The 16,107-nt window shown below is 43.4% G+C and carries 12 protein-coding genes; 3 read left to right on the top strand and 9 right to left on the bottom strand.

Annotated elements, in window-relative coordinates; all coding sequences use genetic code 11:
• Nucleotides 1-2: 2 nt before the first annotated feature.
• The 7 genes from AC58QC_RS12050 to AC58QC_RS12020 all read right to left on the bottom strand — a co-directional run bounded on the left by AC58QC_RS12050 (nucleotide 3) and on the right by AC58QC_RS12020 (nucleotide 7,911).
• Nucleotides 3-989, bottom strand: coding sequence for an ABC transporter permease (locus AC58QC_RS12050; RefSeq protein ID WP_497415384.1), 987 nt, complete (start codon nucleotides 987-989; stop codon nucleotides 3-5).
• A gap of 102 nt (nucleotides 990-1,091) precedes the next feature.
• Nucleotides 1,092-3,062, bottom strand: coding sequence for an ABC transporter substrate-binding protein (locus AC58QC_RS12045; RefSeq protein ID WP_497415383.1), 1,971 nt, complete (start codon nucleotides 3,060-3,062; stop codon nucleotides 1,092-1,094).
• A gap of 427 nt (nucleotides 3,063-3,489) precedes the next feature.
• Nucleotides 3,490-4,332, bottom strand: a complete 843-nt coding sequence (locus AC58QC_RS12040) for an RMD1 family protein (protein ID WP_497415382.1) — start codon at nucleotides 4,330-4,332, stop codon at nucleotides 3,490-3,492.
• Between the two features lie 98 nt (nucleotides 4,333-4,430).
• Entirely contained in the window at nucleotides 4,431-4,724 is a 294-nt protein-coding gene (locus AC58QC_RS12035) for an RNA polymerase alpha subunit C-terminal domain-containing protein (protein WP_497415381.1), read from the bottom strand.
• A 199-nt stretch (nucleotides 4,725-4,923) separates the two neighbouring features.
• On the bottom strand, nucleotides 4,924-5,103 hold the full coding sequence (locus AC58QC_RS12030) for an aspartyl-phosphate phosphatase Spo0E family protein (protein WP_497415380.1): 180 nt from the start codon (nucleotides 5,101-5,103) through the stop codon (nucleotides 4,924-4,926).
• A gap of 103 nt (nucleotides 5,104-5,206) precedes the next feature.
• Nucleotides 5,207-6,532 (bottom strand): ABC transporter substrate-binding protein, encoded by a 1,326-nt coding sequence (locus tag AC58QC_RS12025; RefSeq protein WP_497415379.1) that lies wholly within the window; start codon nucleotides 6,530-6,532, stop codon nucleotides 5,207-5,209.
• A 542-nt stretch (nucleotides 6,533-7,074) separates the two neighbouring features.
• Nucleotides 7,075-7,911, bottom strand: a complete 837-nt coding sequence (locus AC58QC_RS12020) for a helix-turn-helix domain-containing protein (RefSeq protein WP_497415378.1) — start codon at nucleotides 7,909-7,911, stop codon at nucleotides 7,075-7,077.
• A 151-nt stretch (nucleotides 7,912-8,062) separates the two neighbouring features.
• Here AC58QC_RS12020 and AC58QC_RS12015 point away from each other — a divergent pair, with 151 nt between their 5' ends.
• Nucleotides 8,063-9,196: a glycoside hydrolase family 88/105 protein gene (locus AC58QC_RS12015; protein ID WP_497415377.1), complete on the top strand. Its 1,134-nt coding sequence runs from the start codon at nucleotides 8,063-8,065 to the stop codon at nucleotides 9,194-9,196.
• 56 nt (nucleotides 9,197-9,252) lie between these two features.
• Here AC58QC_RS12015 and helD read toward each other — a convergent pair whose 3' ends face one another.
• Nucleotides 9,253-11,697, bottom strand: a complete 2,445-nt coding sequence (helD, locus tag AC58QC_RS12010; RefSeq protein WP_497415376.1) for an RNA polymerase recycling motor HelD — start codon at nucleotides 11,695-11,697, stop codon at nucleotides 9,253-9,255.
• A gap of 444 nt (nucleotides 11,698-12,141) precedes the next feature.
• On the opposite strand from helD, the gene AC58QC_RS12005 reads away from it, so the two are divergent.
• Both AC58QC_RS12005 and AC58QC_RS12000 read left to right on the top strand, forming a co-directional pair.
• Complete coding sequence (locus AC58QC_RS12005; RefSeq protein ID WP_497415375.1) at nucleotides 12,142-14,301, top strand: 5'-nucleotidase C-terminal domain-containing protein; 2,160 nt, start codon at nucleotides 12,142-12,144, stop codon at nucleotides 14,299-14,301.
• Nucleotides 14,302-14,449: 148 nt separating this feature from the next.
• A complete protein-coding gene (locus AC58QC_RS12000; RefSeq protein WP_497415374.1) occupies nucleotides 14,450-15,157 on the top strand; it encodes a DNA alkylation repair protein in 708 nt (235 codons plus the stop codon).
• Between the two features lie 66 nt (nucleotides 15,158-15,223).
• Here AC58QC_RS12000 and AC58QC_RS11995 read toward each other — a convergent pair whose 3' ends face one another.
• A complete protein-coding gene (locus tag AC58QC_RS11995) occupies nucleotides 15,224-16,051 on the bottom strand; it encodes a phytanoyl-CoA dioxygenase family protein (protein ID WP_497415373.1) in 828 nt (275 codons plus the stop codon).
• Between the last annotated feature and the right edge of the window lie 56 nt (nucleotides 16,052-16,107).

Here is a 16,107-nt window from a genome sequence, read left to right as displayed (position 1 = left end):
GGTCACACACCTCTGAATGCAGTGCGAATTTTTGGATCGAGCCATGCCAACAAAATATCCGAAATCAACGTCCCCACAACCGTTAACACGGCCATAAACAATAACCACGTGCCTGCCAGATACATATCTTGAGCTAACAATGCGTTATACATGACTGGACCTTGAATGGGTAAGTTCAGAACAATTGCAGTAATCGTTGAACCTGTGAAAATCGATGTCAGAGACCATCCAATGGTACTTACAATTGGGTTCAACGCAGCGCGCGTCGGATATTTCAGTAGTATTTTGGTTTCCGATAAGCCTTTGGATCTTGCCGTCACCACATTCGGCTTATTTAATTCATCCAGCATTTGCCCCCTCATCACTCGAATTAGCTCAGCAGTGTTCGCCAAACCAATGACAATGATAGGGATAATCATATGTTTCATTAGGTCAAGAACCTTGTCTATTGACCATGCGGCCGTGGCGAAATCACTAGAAAATAGACCTAGCAAAGGATCACCCAAATACACATAGGACAGATACATTAAAATGATAGCCATTAAGAAGTGAGGTGTAGCCATACCCAGAAAACCGAATGCCGAGAATATATAATCACCAATGGAATACTGCTTTACAGCACAGTATATCCCGATAGGAATCGCCACCCCGTATGTAAACACCATCGTCGCGAGAGAGACGATCAACGTCAACGCCATATATTGCGAAATAACGGACATAACAGGCTTGCTATAGCTAAATGAATACCCGAAGTCAAAATGGAGAAAAATGTTCTTCATCCATTCTAGATATTGTATAAACCAAGGTTGATCCAACTTTAAGACGGCTCTCATTTCAGCTATATCTTGTTGTGTCATGACCTCGCCCGCCGCAGACATCTTCGCCGCGTAAGATGAAACATAGTCACCGGGCGGCAGTTGAATGATGTAGAAGACAATTACCGATATAAAAAAAACGACAGGTATGACCAAAATGATTCTTCTTAACATATATTGGAGCATCTCAATCCTATCCTCTCCGGTTAATTCGATGATCCTCTTGAAAATAATAATGGGGAAATTTGAATTTCCCCATTATGTCGTGAAAACTAACTATGGTTTGATAAAGAATTGAGATGGATGACCATGGCCCATGCTGCGGAATTCGTCAGCAAAAACTAAATTCTTAGGTACGTTGCCCATCTTGTTTGATGCAACAATCAGCTTCGGTGTTGGGCCTGCATAACCAATAAGCCATTGATTCTTTTGATTGAGTTTAATGATTTCATTACTCCACTTCGTTATTTCTTCCTTGCTTGTAGATGATTTGACTTTATTCCAGTAATCCATAACGAGCGCCATGTCACCTTCCGGTTTAACCCCGTCTTTTCCATTCGATGACGCATATAAGCCATAATTTCCAAGCCATGGTGTCAATACTCTCAGCGGCACAAGTGTGTCAGGTCTAAAAGCAACATTGACAAGGGAAATATTTTCTGTCGTTACCGGAATCTTATTTGCATATTTGAGATCATTATGAGTTCCGATATCCACAACCTTTATATCTACCTTAAGGCCAACTTTCTCAAAATATTTCTTTACTAATTCCAAGAATGTTGCCGAACCCGTACTCGGCTCAATAATCGTGATGGTTAAATCAGAACCGTCCGCGTTTAAACGGAAATTGTTCTTATCACGTTGCGTCAGACCTAATTCATCCAGAAGCTGATTTGCACGGGCTTGATCAAATTTACTCCACTGATCTGCCCAGCCTTTTTGGTATCCTACCAAGCCTTCCGGAACTGAGGCTTGTTGAGGAGCGCCTAAACCATTCGTAACAATCTCTGAAATTTCTTTGCGGTCGACTGCAACGGAAACAGCTTCTCTAAACCGAATGTCCTGGAAAAGCTTACGCAGATTGGGATCACTAATTGTTTGATTAAATTGAAGACCAGCACTCGACCATACTGGTGTTGTCCAAGGCATAACTGTAAACCCTGCTTTTTTCTCGTTTTCTTTCAATACAGTGAAATCTTTAAAATCAAAATCAAGAAGATTATAATCACCAGCTAATGCGCCAAGAACTCTTTGTGCTGGGTCCTGAACTTTGGTAGCAACGATACGGTCCATGTATGGCAGTTGATTTCCTTCGCTATCAACTTTCCAATAATAAGGATTGCGTTCCATAATAAATTGATTGCTATTCGGATCGTTTTTAGCTACCCATGCTCTTAAAGTTGGGATCTGAGGGTTTATCCAATAGTAATAGCCCGTGGCTACCAGGAAAGATTTCACGTCTGCAAAGCCCCATTGTTTCGCAATTTCAAGCGCTTTATCCTCACCTATGAACTCAGGTAAAATGGTTTTCTGGAAATGTGCCGGTGCAAAAAACCATTTGTTATCGATGGCAACACGCTCCAAAAATTGTACACTCGGATATTTATGTGTAACTTTGAAGGTATAATCATCAACTTTGCTTACTTTCGCTAAAGCCTTTTCTCCTGTTACAGGGTCGACGGAGAAATAGGCATCATAAACTTTTTTGCCAAAAGTCTCTTTCGTGAGCATATGCTCCCAATAGAAAAGGACGTCATCGGCTGTAAACGGCTGACCATCTGACCACTTCATGCCTTTTCTCAAATGGATCGTGAATTCCGTTGAGTCTTTATTCACTTCATAGCTTTTGGCAACGTTAGGCTCAACTGTACTTCCATCCTTATTAAAGCGAAAAAGTGCTTCCTCCGTAGGTTGACCAACAGCCCAGCGATCATTAGGTCCACCCCAAGGCATTTTCCAGTCGCCGCCGTATTTTCCGATCTCATCCGTTACCTTTTCAACCATAATCTCTTCCTTAGCCGGAATCCGTTCAGCCACTGGCTTAAGCGTTCCTGCAGTTACCAGCTTAGTTAACATCGGGGCTTCTTTGTATCCGTCTATTTTTGCTGGAGCTGACGCAATTGGAGCAGTTGTCTCCTTAACTACTGCTGTACTTGCTTTTGGACTTTCACTTTCACTCTCACATGCCACAAAAACAACTGCAAAAATCAACATCATCATCACCAAAAACAACCTGTTGTTTTGCAAGCCAATCCCCTCCATGGTTTTAAAGTATTATACGGGTACTTCAATATTCCTTATCTCTTAAACGGAAATCGGTCCCCTTCACCTCCAAGGTAGGATATATTTAAACCGGTTTAATACGGATATTAAATTTTTCGAGTTGTATGTGGTTAAACCGTTTTAATTAAAATTGTAAGCGCTTTACACATTCTTATGAGATCAATCTTCATCCTATGTAAACTTTCAAAACTCATTCGATTAAACCGGTTTAATACAATTAATTGTAAGCGCTTGCTTTTAGATATTTGTATCTTACATCGGATTTAAATCTATTGCAATTGTTTTTTTGGAAGAAAGTGGGCACGCCATCACCATTGAATGTGTAGCTGCCGGGGTCGTGACATTAAAGCGCTGCACAAAAAACGGCCTCCTAATATAGGGGCCGCGATTGCTAATGCGAGGGAATCCAACCTAAGATTTGCAAGATCGTTAAAACCACTTCAATCACGATTAGAATCACAACGATCCATTCAACGAACAGACCTCGGATTGAGTGACTAATGTTTGAAAAACCTTCCAGAATATGATATAAAATGTCCGTTTTGCTTTTAAGAATTTTGAACCGATCGTTCAATTCAAAAAATTCTATCATCTCATCGTAAAAATGGCTAGCTGTGCTGTTTGTCCAAGTCAGATCAGGTTTATCCAATATCATGATATAGGCTAGGGTGTTATATTCATGACGAACGATTTGTGCTGTCGTTCTTGCCAATTCTTTGTTGCCAACACGAAGCTTCCCTTTTTCAAGTCTATCGATCATAATTTCGAGACTATCATGAATTTTCCCAAGCTGTTCCTCGATCTTTTCAAGTGCAACTGATTTTGCAAGAACTGTAGAGATTAATTCAGGGTAATAGGATTCAAACTCAGCCACTACCACATACTTGTCAGTCAGTTCCATATTATCGATTTGCTCGGTATGTAGACTATAATTCTCTGTGTATTTCTCTGAATTTTGAAGATCTATATCAGGCTCAAATGTCTGAATAAACTTCAAGAAGTTAGTTATTTCATCCTTGTGTAAGTGATTAACAAAGACAACGCTTCCGAAAGAAAACACAAGCACCTGTTGTAATCCAACTATATCTTTATGGAGAATCTTAGAAAGAATTTCACCTCTTAAGATTAAAGGCTGCTCCCACGTATACTTCTTGGGAATTCCGCAATAGGTGGCAATTTTGTTCAAATCTATTTCATTTGTTATGGCCAAGGCTTTAAATGTAATATCCTTCATTTTCACCACTCATCTGTCTGAAAGAGTTTTACTCCTATTTTTGACAGAAAAAGCGATCTTCAATCCTCGCTGGTTGGTTCTTATGCTTTTACAGTTGATTAACTTTTGAATGACAGCCCATTCGTCTGCAAAGCAGCTCGAAGTTTGGGTAATGAACCTGGTCCCATACCGTGATATTTTAGAATCTCAGCTTCGCTGCAGCTTGATAGCTGTTGCAAAGTCGTAATGCCATTGTTCTCCAAAGCTCGTCTGGCCGGTGCTGAGAGTGTTGAAAGAAATCCGGATTCAGGCTTCAGCTCTTGTTCGCAAGTCGGGCAGGTCGGACAGTCGGTACTTTTATAGTATTTGTGTCCTTTGTTGCAAATTCTTAACGTTTTCTTTAAGGTAGCCAATCGTCGATCTCCTCCCCAATGTAAACAATGATGGATGCAGGCATTCTGCCTTTTTAAACTATTTTACCATAAACGGACCTCCGTCATCCTCCCTGACCTATGGGCAGCAATGCTAATTTCTCTTGTAGTCACTAGTTCCCCATCAAAGCAAAAAAGCACGCTCATAATCTAAGCGCACCCCCTAACTAGTATTTATTTTCTAGCTAATCAATTTCAATTTTGCTTTTTTTAGAATGAGCTTTTGATACAGTAATATATAACGATCTAACAGCTGACTTACGGATACGACTTTATCATGCGTAAGGCTACCATTCATTAATAATTGATTAATCATTTCAAAGCGTAATGACTCAATTTTTTCTTGAAGAATTGATTCCATCGTATCATTCTCCATTCACATGAGATTAGGTAAGTTACTTACCTCTATAAAATGCAAAAAAAAGCTCCCGCACATGACAATGTCATGTGCGAGCTTTCTCTTATTATTTCTTATTTTTCGCTAAAATGGCTGTTGCGTCCTTACGGAATTTAGCTGCGCCTTCTTCAACTGTCAGTTTTTTATACAGAATTTGTTCTGCGGTATCTTTGAGCAATTTATCAACTTCAACGGCGCCTACTGGGTTTGGAGGATCCATTTGAGAACTGTTTTTCTCTGCCCAAGCTACGTATTCAAATACTTTCTTTTGTTCCGGCGTCAGATCTGGCATTAACGCTTCCTTCACCTTGGAAGAAACAGGTACACCGCGCTCGCCTTTAATGATTTTGTTAGCATCGATATCATTAATGAGGAAGTCAACGAATCGAACGGCTTCTTCCTTCACTTTAGATGACTTGGCAACTGTCCAATACATACTTGGCTTCAGGAACAACGCTTTGTTCTGACTCCAGCCTGGTACTGGGAGGATGTCAAGCGGACGCTTCGCAGCTGCATTCAAAAGAATGAATTGGTTGGACCAGCCGTTGGAAGATACTGCATTGTTAAGCACGACCTCATCATCTTCCGGTGTTCCTTTCTTCTGAGCTACTTTCTCCAAAGGAAGCAGGTAACCGGAATCATACCATTTTTTGTACATCGTATAGAATTCAATAAATAGTTTATCATCCGTGTAGCCAAGAGTAGTGCCATCGGCTGCGTACATTTTCTGACCTTTACCTCTCAAAAAGAACGGGAAGTAGACATCATGACGAAGCTCAGAAGCAAGCATTTTCCCTTTCGCTTTCAACTGCGCGCCCATTGCATCCCAATCCGCTAATGTCCAATCTTGTTTCACGGTAATGCCAGCATCTTTGAGCATTTGCGGGTCTACAGTTGCCTGAAGGGCATTCGAGCCTGCGTTAATGGCAACAAGCTTGCCGTCTACCTTACCACCGGAAAGATTGTTTTCGCTGATGTCTTTCACATTGAGAACACCATTCTTCGTGTAAGCGTCGAAGTCTTCCAGCTGACCTCTGCCGCCATACTGTGTCAAATACGAAATATCCATTTGGAATACGTCCGGTAAACCATTCGCTGCCGCCTGAGGTGCAAGCTTCTTCCAATAATCGTCAAATGCTGCGTATTCGGATTCAATCTTCACATGCGGATTTTTCTGCTGATAAAGCTCGATGACTTTCAGCGTATAATCGTGGCGTGCTTGTCCGCCCCACCAAGCAACACGAAGTGTAACCGGATCTTTCTTCGCTTGAGCCGTTGGCGCTACACTTGCCGCCGGGCTCGCACTGTTATCCGTGCCGCTCTTCGTACCTGTGCTTCCACATGCTGTTAGAAAGAGTGCAGCTGATAGAACAGTGATCATGACCTTTTTCATCTGTATATCCTCCCCAATTTGCAATCGTGTTCTTTACATGTCTATTATCTCGTTTGAAAATGGAAAGGTTAATCCAAAATACCGTTAATTTTGTTTAAAATGCAGAGGGGTCCGATGAAAGATTACGTTAGAATAACATTGCGAACGGAGGGGACACGTATACATCAGGAAACGTTAGTGCACTAATTTATCTAAAAGAGGAGTTTGGTTGGCATAAGTGACGTGAGGGGCGTGAAGTGGTGCGATTGGCGTAAAAGGAACGAGTGGATCACGATACTACCGCTCTGGATCGCGACATCTCTGCAACACGCCGAAGTTGCGGAACGTCGTTCCGCTATTTACCTAAAAAATCACAAAATCGAAAAGTTACGGAACGTAGTTCCGCTATGTGGTCAATTCGTGAACTAAATCTCCTAAAACCAAGAGATTAGCGGAACCACGTTCCGTTAGCTTAAAAGAATACCTTTTTCTCGCGAAATAGCGGAACGTCGTTCCCTTTCGCAGCACCGTGATCCCCGCTGGCGCGTTCACCTCACTAAGATTTACTTGTCCCTTCTATAATATAAAGGTGCATGTCCTGTCACTAATTTAAAAACTCGGCCAAAATGTGTAACACTGCCGAAACCGACCTTCTTGGCAATTAGACTGACTTTCATCGTTGTTTGCTCCAGAAGCTTCTTCGCTTCCTTGATCCTGACACTGTTCAAATATTCCACGAACGTAAACCCTGTCGCTTCTTTAAAAAAACGGCTTAAATAATAGGGACTCACATAGAATTTCTCCGCCAGTAGATGCAATCCCAGCTCCTGCGAGTAATGGTTATTCATATAACGAACAACCTCCGAGATTCTTTCGTGCATGGGGCTTGGAGATTCCATCGGCTCCATGCTGTTTTGTTTCACATGTCGGCAGCAAATAATAAGCAGCTGCAGCACCAATGTCTGCGCGTACATCTCGAAGCCAGGCTTCTTCTCCTGTATCTCCATCATAATGCTCTGTGCAAGCGCCTCGATGGAAAGCCTATCATGTAGTGGACATTTTACGATGATGTACTCGTTCTCAAATAGTGGTTGCAAAATATCCCGATAGGAATCATTCACCGAGGCCATATAATTCTCATGAATATTAACAATGAGTCGCTCATGCTTAGGCATTTCCGTATTGGCCGTCCGATGCAGGATATTCGGAGAAATGATAATGATATCTCCCTCGTTGATGATCGTCGTCCTGTCTTTTATAAAAAATGACCGTTTCCCAGACATTAAATAGAAGATTTCGTATGTACTATGAAAATGGCTCGTCGGCATATGGTGACTTAACGCCTTCCGGTAGGATACAGAGAGGGTCCCCTCACCGTTATCGTATTGAAAATCTCCCATCCTATGCTCCGCCTTTCATGCGATTTGTTATTTATTATACGCCCATCCTCATTTACCGCAAGATATAAGAAGAAATAGGGTATTCTCGCAAAAAATGTACATTTTCCTCTGCTAAAATAGGCTTAGCGTATAAGAAGGAGGAGTTAACAAGATGAATTCTTCAGAATCAACTGCCAATATGAAGGTAAAATCACAAGAGGAACTAACCCCCATCCAATGGGCTGAGAAGGCTTGTGAGGCGTTAATGTTCAAATTTGAGCCGGAGCTGCTTCCGCCGGACCGGTTTCACTATCATCAAGGCGTCTTTCTGTCAGGTATGGAGAAATGCTGGCGGGAAACGAAGGAAGATAAATACTATACTTATATCAAGCGTTGGGTGGACAGCCAAATCCTTGCAGATGGCAGCATCAAAAAGTACAACCCGGATGAGCTTGATGATATTCAGCCAGGTGTGCTTCTTTTTAACCTGTTTGAGCAAACAGGCGACGAGCGGTATAAAAAAGCCTTGTACACGCTTGTCTCCCATTTAAAGTCATGGCCAACCAATCCATCGGGCGGTTTCTGGCATAAGGGACGTTACCCGAATCAAATGTGGCTGGACGGGTTATACATGGCTGGGCCGATTGCCACCCAGTTCGGTAAGACATTCGGTGAAAGCGAATATTTTGACATGATGACCTTCCAAGCGATCCTGATGGAGAAGCATACCAAAGACCCTCATACAGGCCTGCTCTACCACGGATGGGATGAAACCAAAGCAGTTGCTTGGGCTGACCCCATTACTGGCTTGGCACCGGAGTTCTGGGGGCGTGCGATCGGATGGTACCCTGTCGCCTTGCTGGAAATGTTCGAATACCTTCCCGAGGACCATAAGGATAAAGATAAGCTGACAAGCATTCTTCAAGATCTGCTCATCGCCCTGACGAAATACCAGGATGCCGAAACTGGCCTATGGTATCAGGTTGTCGATAAAGCTGACCAACCGGATAATTGGCTGGAAAATTCCTGTACGGCCTTGTATGTGCATGCCATTGCCAAGGCCGTGCGTTTAGGCTATCTGGACGCCAAGTATCTCCCCTACGCATGGAAGGGTTACCAAGGTGTCATTGATACGCTGAAGTTTGATGAGAACGGCAACGTTATTATCGGGCAGATCTGTATCGGTACAGGGATCGGAGACTATGCCCACTATATTGCCCGGCCTACCAGTGAGAACGATTTGCACGGCGCTGGCGCCTTTATTCTCATGTGTGTGGAAATGAGCCTTGCTCAAAAAGCGATATGAATAAAAAGCTGAAGCCTTTCTTACAGGCTTCAGCTTTTTGGTATAAGGCCTTTAAGTCATTTGATATCTGTGGCAAACGCATCCACCTCGTACAAAGATGGATCCAATGATTTAATAAATGATGTCCATCCCTGCGTCGTGTAAAGCGAAAGCCTGTGCATCGCGCGCGTGCAAGCTGTATAGAAGAGCTTGCGTTCGCTTTCCCGCTCGTATACTTGTGATGAAGCATCGTAGATTAGGACCGCGTCGAACTCAACACCCTTCGCGAGGTAGGCAGGAATAACCATCACTCCCTTCTCAAAGGTGGTCGTCTCCTTGGTAATAAGCCGCAGCGCTTCACTCCCCTGTGACTTCAAAGCTTCATAAGCCTCACGACTTTCGGCTGCTGTCTTGGTAATGACGGCAATGGAGTCGAAGCCTTCACCTCTTAGTGCTGTGAGGTCCTCTATGATTCGCACAGCCCTCACATCGCTGCTGCTAGCCTGGATGAGGCGCGGCTTCCTGCCGCTCCTCTCAAAAGGCACGATTTCTTCGAGAGGCAGAAGCGACTTCGTAAACGCCACAATCTCGCGGGTTGAGCGATAGCTTCGAACAAGACGGATCAGTTTTGTTTCACCTTCCCCATAGAGCCTAATCAATGGCGAATTCACTTCATGCAGATTCGTTGCCTGAGGGAAGATCGCTTGGCTGAAATCTCCTAGAACAGTCATGTGGGCACGAGGAAACAGCTGCTTGAGGAAGAAGAATTGAAATGGCGAGTAGTCTTGACCTTCGTCGATAAATAGTTGCCGTATCTCGGTATTCCTCCGAGTGCCCTCGACAAGTTCCTTTAAGTACAAGAACGGCGCCGCATCCTCATAAAACAATTCGAGCCGACTTAGCTTCTCCTTCGTTTGATTGCATATTTCCGGCCACTTCTTGGGCACCTTTGTTTCATTCGTCATGCTCCGATAAGCTGTCTCATCAGCAAACAACTGATCATACAGCCCGATGATATCTATGAATTTTAACCGTTTCGCGTCTTGTCTCAGGTGTCTAAAATGCTCTTTCACAATCATCTTCCGTAACAGCTCTTCTTCTTCCTGCACGGCAAAGTCAAAATCATTTCCTTCCTCCTGCTTCTCAGGAGACATCTCATAAGATTCGATATACTGTTCGTTAAAATTAAACACCGGCACTTCTTGCTGGTACTTCTTAAGTATCTCCCTGTGGGCTTCGGCATATTGCTCGGTCTCGAGATAATCGAGTTCATCTTGCACCCATACCGCTTTCCGCTCTTTACGCTCTAGCGAAGTCAGCTTTTGCAGGATCCATTCCTGCAATAGAGCGACGCGATTAGCCAGGCGGATGGCGTTGTCGTAGCTGTTAAATTGCAAGGCCATTTGCTCCGCGGTAATTAACTCGCGATCCTGGAAATGGATGCTGCGAAATAGCATGCCTTCTTTCCCCAGCCAACTTGCATAATTTTGGAGCGCATGCAAAAAAACTTCAGATGCTTTATATTGAATCCCGCTCATTCGCGCTTCATATCCATCCGATAATGCTGACGTCAGTACATATTCGATCTGTTCAAACGGGTTCTCTAGACGTAATGTGCTTCCAAGCCAATACTCTAGATATTCCTGCATGGTCGTCTGTTGCATATTCTCTTCACCAAGCTCAGGAAGAACCGTGGATACATAACTGTTAAACATCGGATTAGGTGAGAAAAGAACAATTTGGTCCGCTTTAAGCTTATCGCGATGCTTATACAACAAATAGGCTGCCCGTTGCAGTGCTGCTGACGTCTTTCCGCTGCCGGCCGCCCCCTGTACGATGAGCATAGGGCTATTATCGTTGCGAATGATGTCATTTTGCTCCTTTTGGATGGTCGCCACAATGCTCTTCATTTGTGTATCTGCGCCTTTGCCAAGCACCTGCTGAAGCAATTCATCTCCAATCGTAACGCTCGTGTCGAATACATTGTGCAGCTGACCTTCGCGGATCTGATATTGCCTCTTCAACATCATCTTACCCTCTACGCGACCGCCAGGTGTTTCATAGGCAGACGCTCCAGGAGAATGGTCATAGTACATACTTGCAATTGGTGTTCGCCAGTCAAACACTAGAAAGTTTATGCCGTCTACATCAACGAAGGAGGATACACCGATATAAATTTGCTCATTGAAATTTGTGCCATCTTCTTGAAAATCGATGCGTCCGAAATAAGGAGACGGCAGCAGCCGTTTCATACTCTTCAATCGTTGCATCCGTTGTCTGTGACTGCGCTCCCGTTCGGACAACACGGCTTCTTGCTGCTTCATACTGTAAAATGCCTCTTCGAAATCTTCTGCGGAACTTGTGCTGATCGTCACTTCTTCCCAAAACCGCTTGCGAATGTCTGTTACCTGATCACGCAGTCCATCTACCTCTGGTTCCAATTCGGTGATAGAAGCTTGCAATTTTTTCGTTACCAGTTCCAATCGTTCCTGTTCCTGTTGCAATTCCTTCTCGTTTACCATCTTCAGAAACACACTCCTTTTATTCCTTGTGTGAAAAAAACAAAATAAAAGTTGACAAACTGCAAATCCACATGCTAAAATTTAAGTATAGATAAGATGAAATAACTATGAACATTTTTAATCGAAACGACAATATCCTTTCGATCTTACCATAAAGCTTCATTACATGTAAATATGTTTTTTATAAAGAAGAATCGGCATTTTGTGCCGGTTCTTCTTTTTTTTGTTCCAGTAACATTCTATTCTGTGCTTCCGCTAAGCTGGTGTATTAAGAAAAGACTTAAATAATAGCGGACAATATGAATCGGTTACGATCCTCTCACTTTTATGTGAGAGGATTTTTTTTATGAATATAAAAAATTTACTAGTCAATGGTCAATTATTTTTCTATACTAGTATAGGTTTACTATTATTTGATAGATTTAGATATTTTAGGAGGAAATTATGAAAAAAGTATTGAAAACTAGACTTGCCTCATCTGTCGTAGTAGCAGCTTTGGTAAGCTCACTAACAGGAAGCTTTGCCCTAGCGGCAGACAACGTAAGTGTTATGCCGATTAGTGCCGTAACCGCGAAAACGGATATGCAGCTTGCTGTTGACAACGGTGCAATTGAAGGCTATGGCGACTCCAACTACCGGGGAGAACAATTAGCTACTCGCGCTGAAGTTGTGACGATGCTTAGCCGTGCAGCCAAATTGGCGCAAGCCGATCTTGGAAAAGCAACCTTTAGTGATCTGGTAGAATGGCAAAAGCAGACCATTGCGAATGCGGTTGCCGCTAATCTAGTAGATGGATTTGAGGATGGTACGTTTCATCCCAACGCGAAAATGAGTCGTCAAGAGTTAGCTGTTCTGATTGTTAAGACACTAACAGGTGGACAAGCCCCTAAAGTAAATGAACAAGTACTGAATTACTTTAAAGATAGTGCTTCTATTGCAACCTGGGCACGCCCATACGTAGCTTATGCTGTTATTTCAGGTATTTTCAACCCTGCTCTTGATGGCAACTTTAACCCTACTGCTGAAGTTACGCGTGGTGAGACTGCTACAGCTCTTAAACCGGTACTTTTTAAACTAGTTGATATTCTTACAACGAATGATATTCATGGACAAATTGAAGTAGGTTTTGATAAAAAGCGTAATCAAGCACAAGGTGGAATCGAAACTCTAGCTGGTATTGTAAACGATTTCCGTGCTGTTAATCCTTCCGGAACTGTTGTAGTTGACGGTGGCGATGCTTGGCAAGGAACTCTCATCTCGAATACGACGAATGGTCAATCCGTGCTAGATTCAATGGCTGAGGTCGAATATGACGCTGCTGCCATCGGTAACCACGAATTCGATTTTGGTAGAGATACTTTAATCGCTAACATCAAGAAAGCTAAGTTCCCGATTATGGGCGCTAACATTATTGATGATAAAACAGGTAAACGCGTAGATTGGGCTGAGCCTTATGTCATCATCGAACGCGGCGGGCTTAAGATCGGTATTATCGGTTTTGCAACTCCGCAAACAACAACGACTACCAAGTCTACCAATATTGAAGGCTTAAGCTTCGCAAACCCAGCACCTATCGCTAAGGAGCTTTCTGAAGAGCTTCGTGCAAAAGGCTGTGATGTTATCATGGTTACCTCTCACCTGCCGGGTGAACAGGATGCCAAATCCAAGCAAATTATTAGTGAGCTCGCTGATCTTGCTAATGGCACGGGGAACGGCACACTGGATGCTCTCGTTGGTGGTCATTCTCACATGCGCGTGGCTGGTATTGTTAACGGAATTCCAGTTGTTGAAGCACAAAGTTGGTTGTATGCGGTTGGTCACATTCAACTTTACTTAGATAAAACGACGAAAAAGGTTGTTTCCTCCAATGCTAGTCTTTTGGAAACCTATACGAATTTAACCACAGCTGACGCAGATGTAAAAAATATTGTCGATGGCTATAAATCCAAAATCGCTGAGAAATCTGGCGAAGTTGAAGCCAAAGTTACTGATAATCTTGGCCGCAAGTCATTCCGCTTCGATATGAATGGCAATCAAGACCGTGATGGCGCTACACCGCTCGGCAACATCATCACAGATGCAATGCGCACTTCTGAGAAATCGGATATCGCATTCACGAATATCGGCGGGGTTCGCGCTGATGTTGACAAAGGCGAATTGACCTACAGTGAAATGTTCCAAGTCCTTCCATTCGGAAACTATAATGTGACTGGAACAATGACAGCTGAACAGATTAAGACTGCTTTTGAAGTATTGGATAAGTACACGAAGCTTCCTGCCCTTCAATTCTCCGGTGTTAAGGTAGAATGGGATAACACGCGTAAGGATGGAGATCGTTTTACTAAGATTACCTTAGTCGATGGAACTCCGATTTATGTAGACGGTAAATTCAATACTAGCCGAACTTTCAAAGTAACGACCAACGATTTCATGGCAACCGGAAAAGGTGACGGATTCACTGTTTTCGGTGAAGTGAAGGACTGGAAAGACGGAGCAATCATGCTTGATGCATGGGTTAGCTATGTTAATGCTTTGAACGCTGCCGGTAAAGAAGTATCCGTCCAAGATGACGGTCGCGATATTCGTTTAGATATTAAAAAGTAAGATATACAGTGAACCACCTCTTCTACTTGAAGGGGTGGTTTTTTTATGAGTCTTTTCAGGATTAGAAATACTTTTAAAATCTGATATAATCTTAATAGATAGCTTAAACCTTAAGGGAAAACTTCCAATTAGAAGGTTGTGTTAAATAATGAACTTAGACATGGTTATGCAGGAGCTTGAAGCGCTCGGCAAGGAACGAACCAAGAAGATCTACATGTCCAATGGCGCTCACGAACCGCTTTTTGGCGTAGCGACAGGCGAAATGAAGCCCATCTTCAAAAAAACTAAAATAAATCAACCTTTGGCTGAAGAGCTTTACGCCACAGGGAACTACGACGCGATGTACTTTGCAGGCATTATAGCAGATCCCAATGCAATGACTGTGGCCGATTATGATCGGTGGATGGATACGGCTTATTTTTATATGCTGTCCGATTATGTAGTTGCAGTAACCTTGGCAGAAGCCAATATAGCTCAAGAAGTTGCCGATAAATGGATCGCAAGCGGCGAAGAATTGAGAATGTCAGCGGGTTGGAGTTGTTACTGCTGGCTTTTGGGGAATCGCCCGGACAGTGAATTTTCCGAAAGCAAAATTGCCAATATGCTCGAAATTGTGAGAAATACCATTCACGATTCACCCGAAAGAACGAAATACGCAATGAGTAATTTTATCTCCACAGTGGGGATATCCTATAAGCCGCTCCATGATAAGGCCGTCGAGACCGCAATGGCAGTAGGCCCAGTAGAAGTCAAAAAGGATACGAAAAAAAGCAGTTTCCTACAAGCTTCCTTAAATATTCAAAAGGGCCTAGATAGAGGGCAGCTTGGTTTCAAACGCAAACATGTAAGATGTTAGTCGATGGCTTCATTGCCCGCTAACCGAAAAGGCTGCCGATGATTTCGGCAGCCTCTTGTTGTTGCGCTATCTGGATTTATACAGTAACGGGAAAAATTCATTATCGAACCTCTGACCAAATTGCGGACGAGGCCCGAGCAATCGAACATTATCATGTCGAGCTCTGCCCTCTTTGTAGCGTGTATCTCCAGGCATGAGATGAGCGACAACAGACAACCGAGGCTGATCTGTGAAATTGGTTGCCGACCCGTGGAATGTAAGAGCATGGTGGAAGCTCGCTTGACCAGCTTTTAGTATACAAGGCTCCTCAATCCAATCACGCGTTGCAAAACGCTGCTTCAGCTTCGTCATATCCTGTTCGAAGAACGTATCACTTCCCTCGACTGCGCCCCACTTATGTGAACCCAGGATCGTCATCATACCGCCATTATTCAGGTCTGTGTCCTGCAAAGCAATCCAAACGGTTACCATATTCGTTGTGCTGCTTGATCGCCAATAGCCGTAATCTTGATGCCAGCCCACATTCCCAGCTGTTGTTTCTTGCCCTGAAGTACCCGGCTTGTAGATCACTTGATCATGCCATAGGCGAATCTCATCCTCATTCAGCAGCTTCGCAGCCATCTCTCCTAAATTCGGATCCGTGACGACACTTCGAACTTCATCGTTAATCCACCAGCCATTATCGAATTTACGAAGAGCATGTGGATTCTCCGAAAGTTTGAACACATGCAGCGGCATGCCAGCTCCATCATAATCTTTCTTCCATATGCGCTCATGCGCGCCGCGAAGACGCTCGATCGTCTCGTCATCCAGTAATTTCGGACTGATCCAATAACCGTCTTGATCAAACCTCTCTTTATCCGCTGCTGTGATGTTATATGAAATAACTCCCATGATGAACACCTCATCTTTTCTTGGTCAAAGTGACTTGCTACCTTTATTGTAGACCA

The organism is Paenibacillus sp. J22P51 (genome assembly GCF_059692215.1).
Note: the sequence above shows the minus strand (reverse complement) of the source record. Positions and strands in the feature narration are given on the sequence as shown.

What these genes read in the sequence shown, in the direction of transcription:
- AC58QC_RS12005 (WP_497415375.1), top strand. Translation starts at nt 12,142, where the DNA reads ATGAAAAAAGTATTGAAAACTAGACTTGCCTCATCTGTCGTAGTAGCA.
- AC58QC_RS12020 (WP_497415378.1), bottom strand. Translation starts at nt 7,911, where the DNA reads ATGGGAGATTTTCAATACGATAACGGTGAGGGGACCCTCTCTGTATCC.
- helD (WP_497415376.1), bottom strand. Translation starts at nt 11,697, where the DNA reads ATGGTAAACGAGAAGGAATTGCAACAGGAACAGGAACGATTGGAACTG.
- AC58QC_RS12040 (WP_497415382.1), bottom strand. Translation starts at nt 4,332, where the DNA reads ATGAAGGATATTACATTTAAAGCCTTGGCCATAACAAATGAAATAGAT.
- AC58QC_RS11995 (WP_497415373.1), bottom strand. Translation starts at nt 16,051, where the DNA reads ATGGGAGTTATTTCATATAACATCACAGCAGCGGATAAAGAGAGGTTT.
- AC58QC_RS12025 (WP_497415379.1), bottom strand. Translation starts at nt 6,532, where the DNA reads ATGAAAAAGGTCATGATCACTGTTCTATCAGCTGCACTCTTTCTAACA.
- AC58QC_RS12015 (WP_497415377.1), top strand. Translation starts at nt 8,063, where the DNA reads ATGAATTCTTCAGAATCAACTGCCAATATGAAGGTAAAATCACAAGAG.
- AC58QC_RS12030 (WP_497415380.1), bottom strand. Translation starts at nt 5,103, where the DNA reads ATGGAATCAATTCTTCAAGAAAAAATTGAGTCATTACGCTTTGAAATG.
- AC58QC_RS12000 (WP_497415374.1), top strand. Translation starts at nt 14,450, where the DNA reads ATGAACTTAGACATGGTTATGCAGGAGCTTGAAGCGCTCGGCAAGGAA.
- AC58QC_RS12050 (WP_497415384.1), bottom strand. Translation starts at nt 989, where the DNA reads ATGTTAAGAAGAATCATTTTGGTCATACCTGTCGTTTTTTTTATATCG.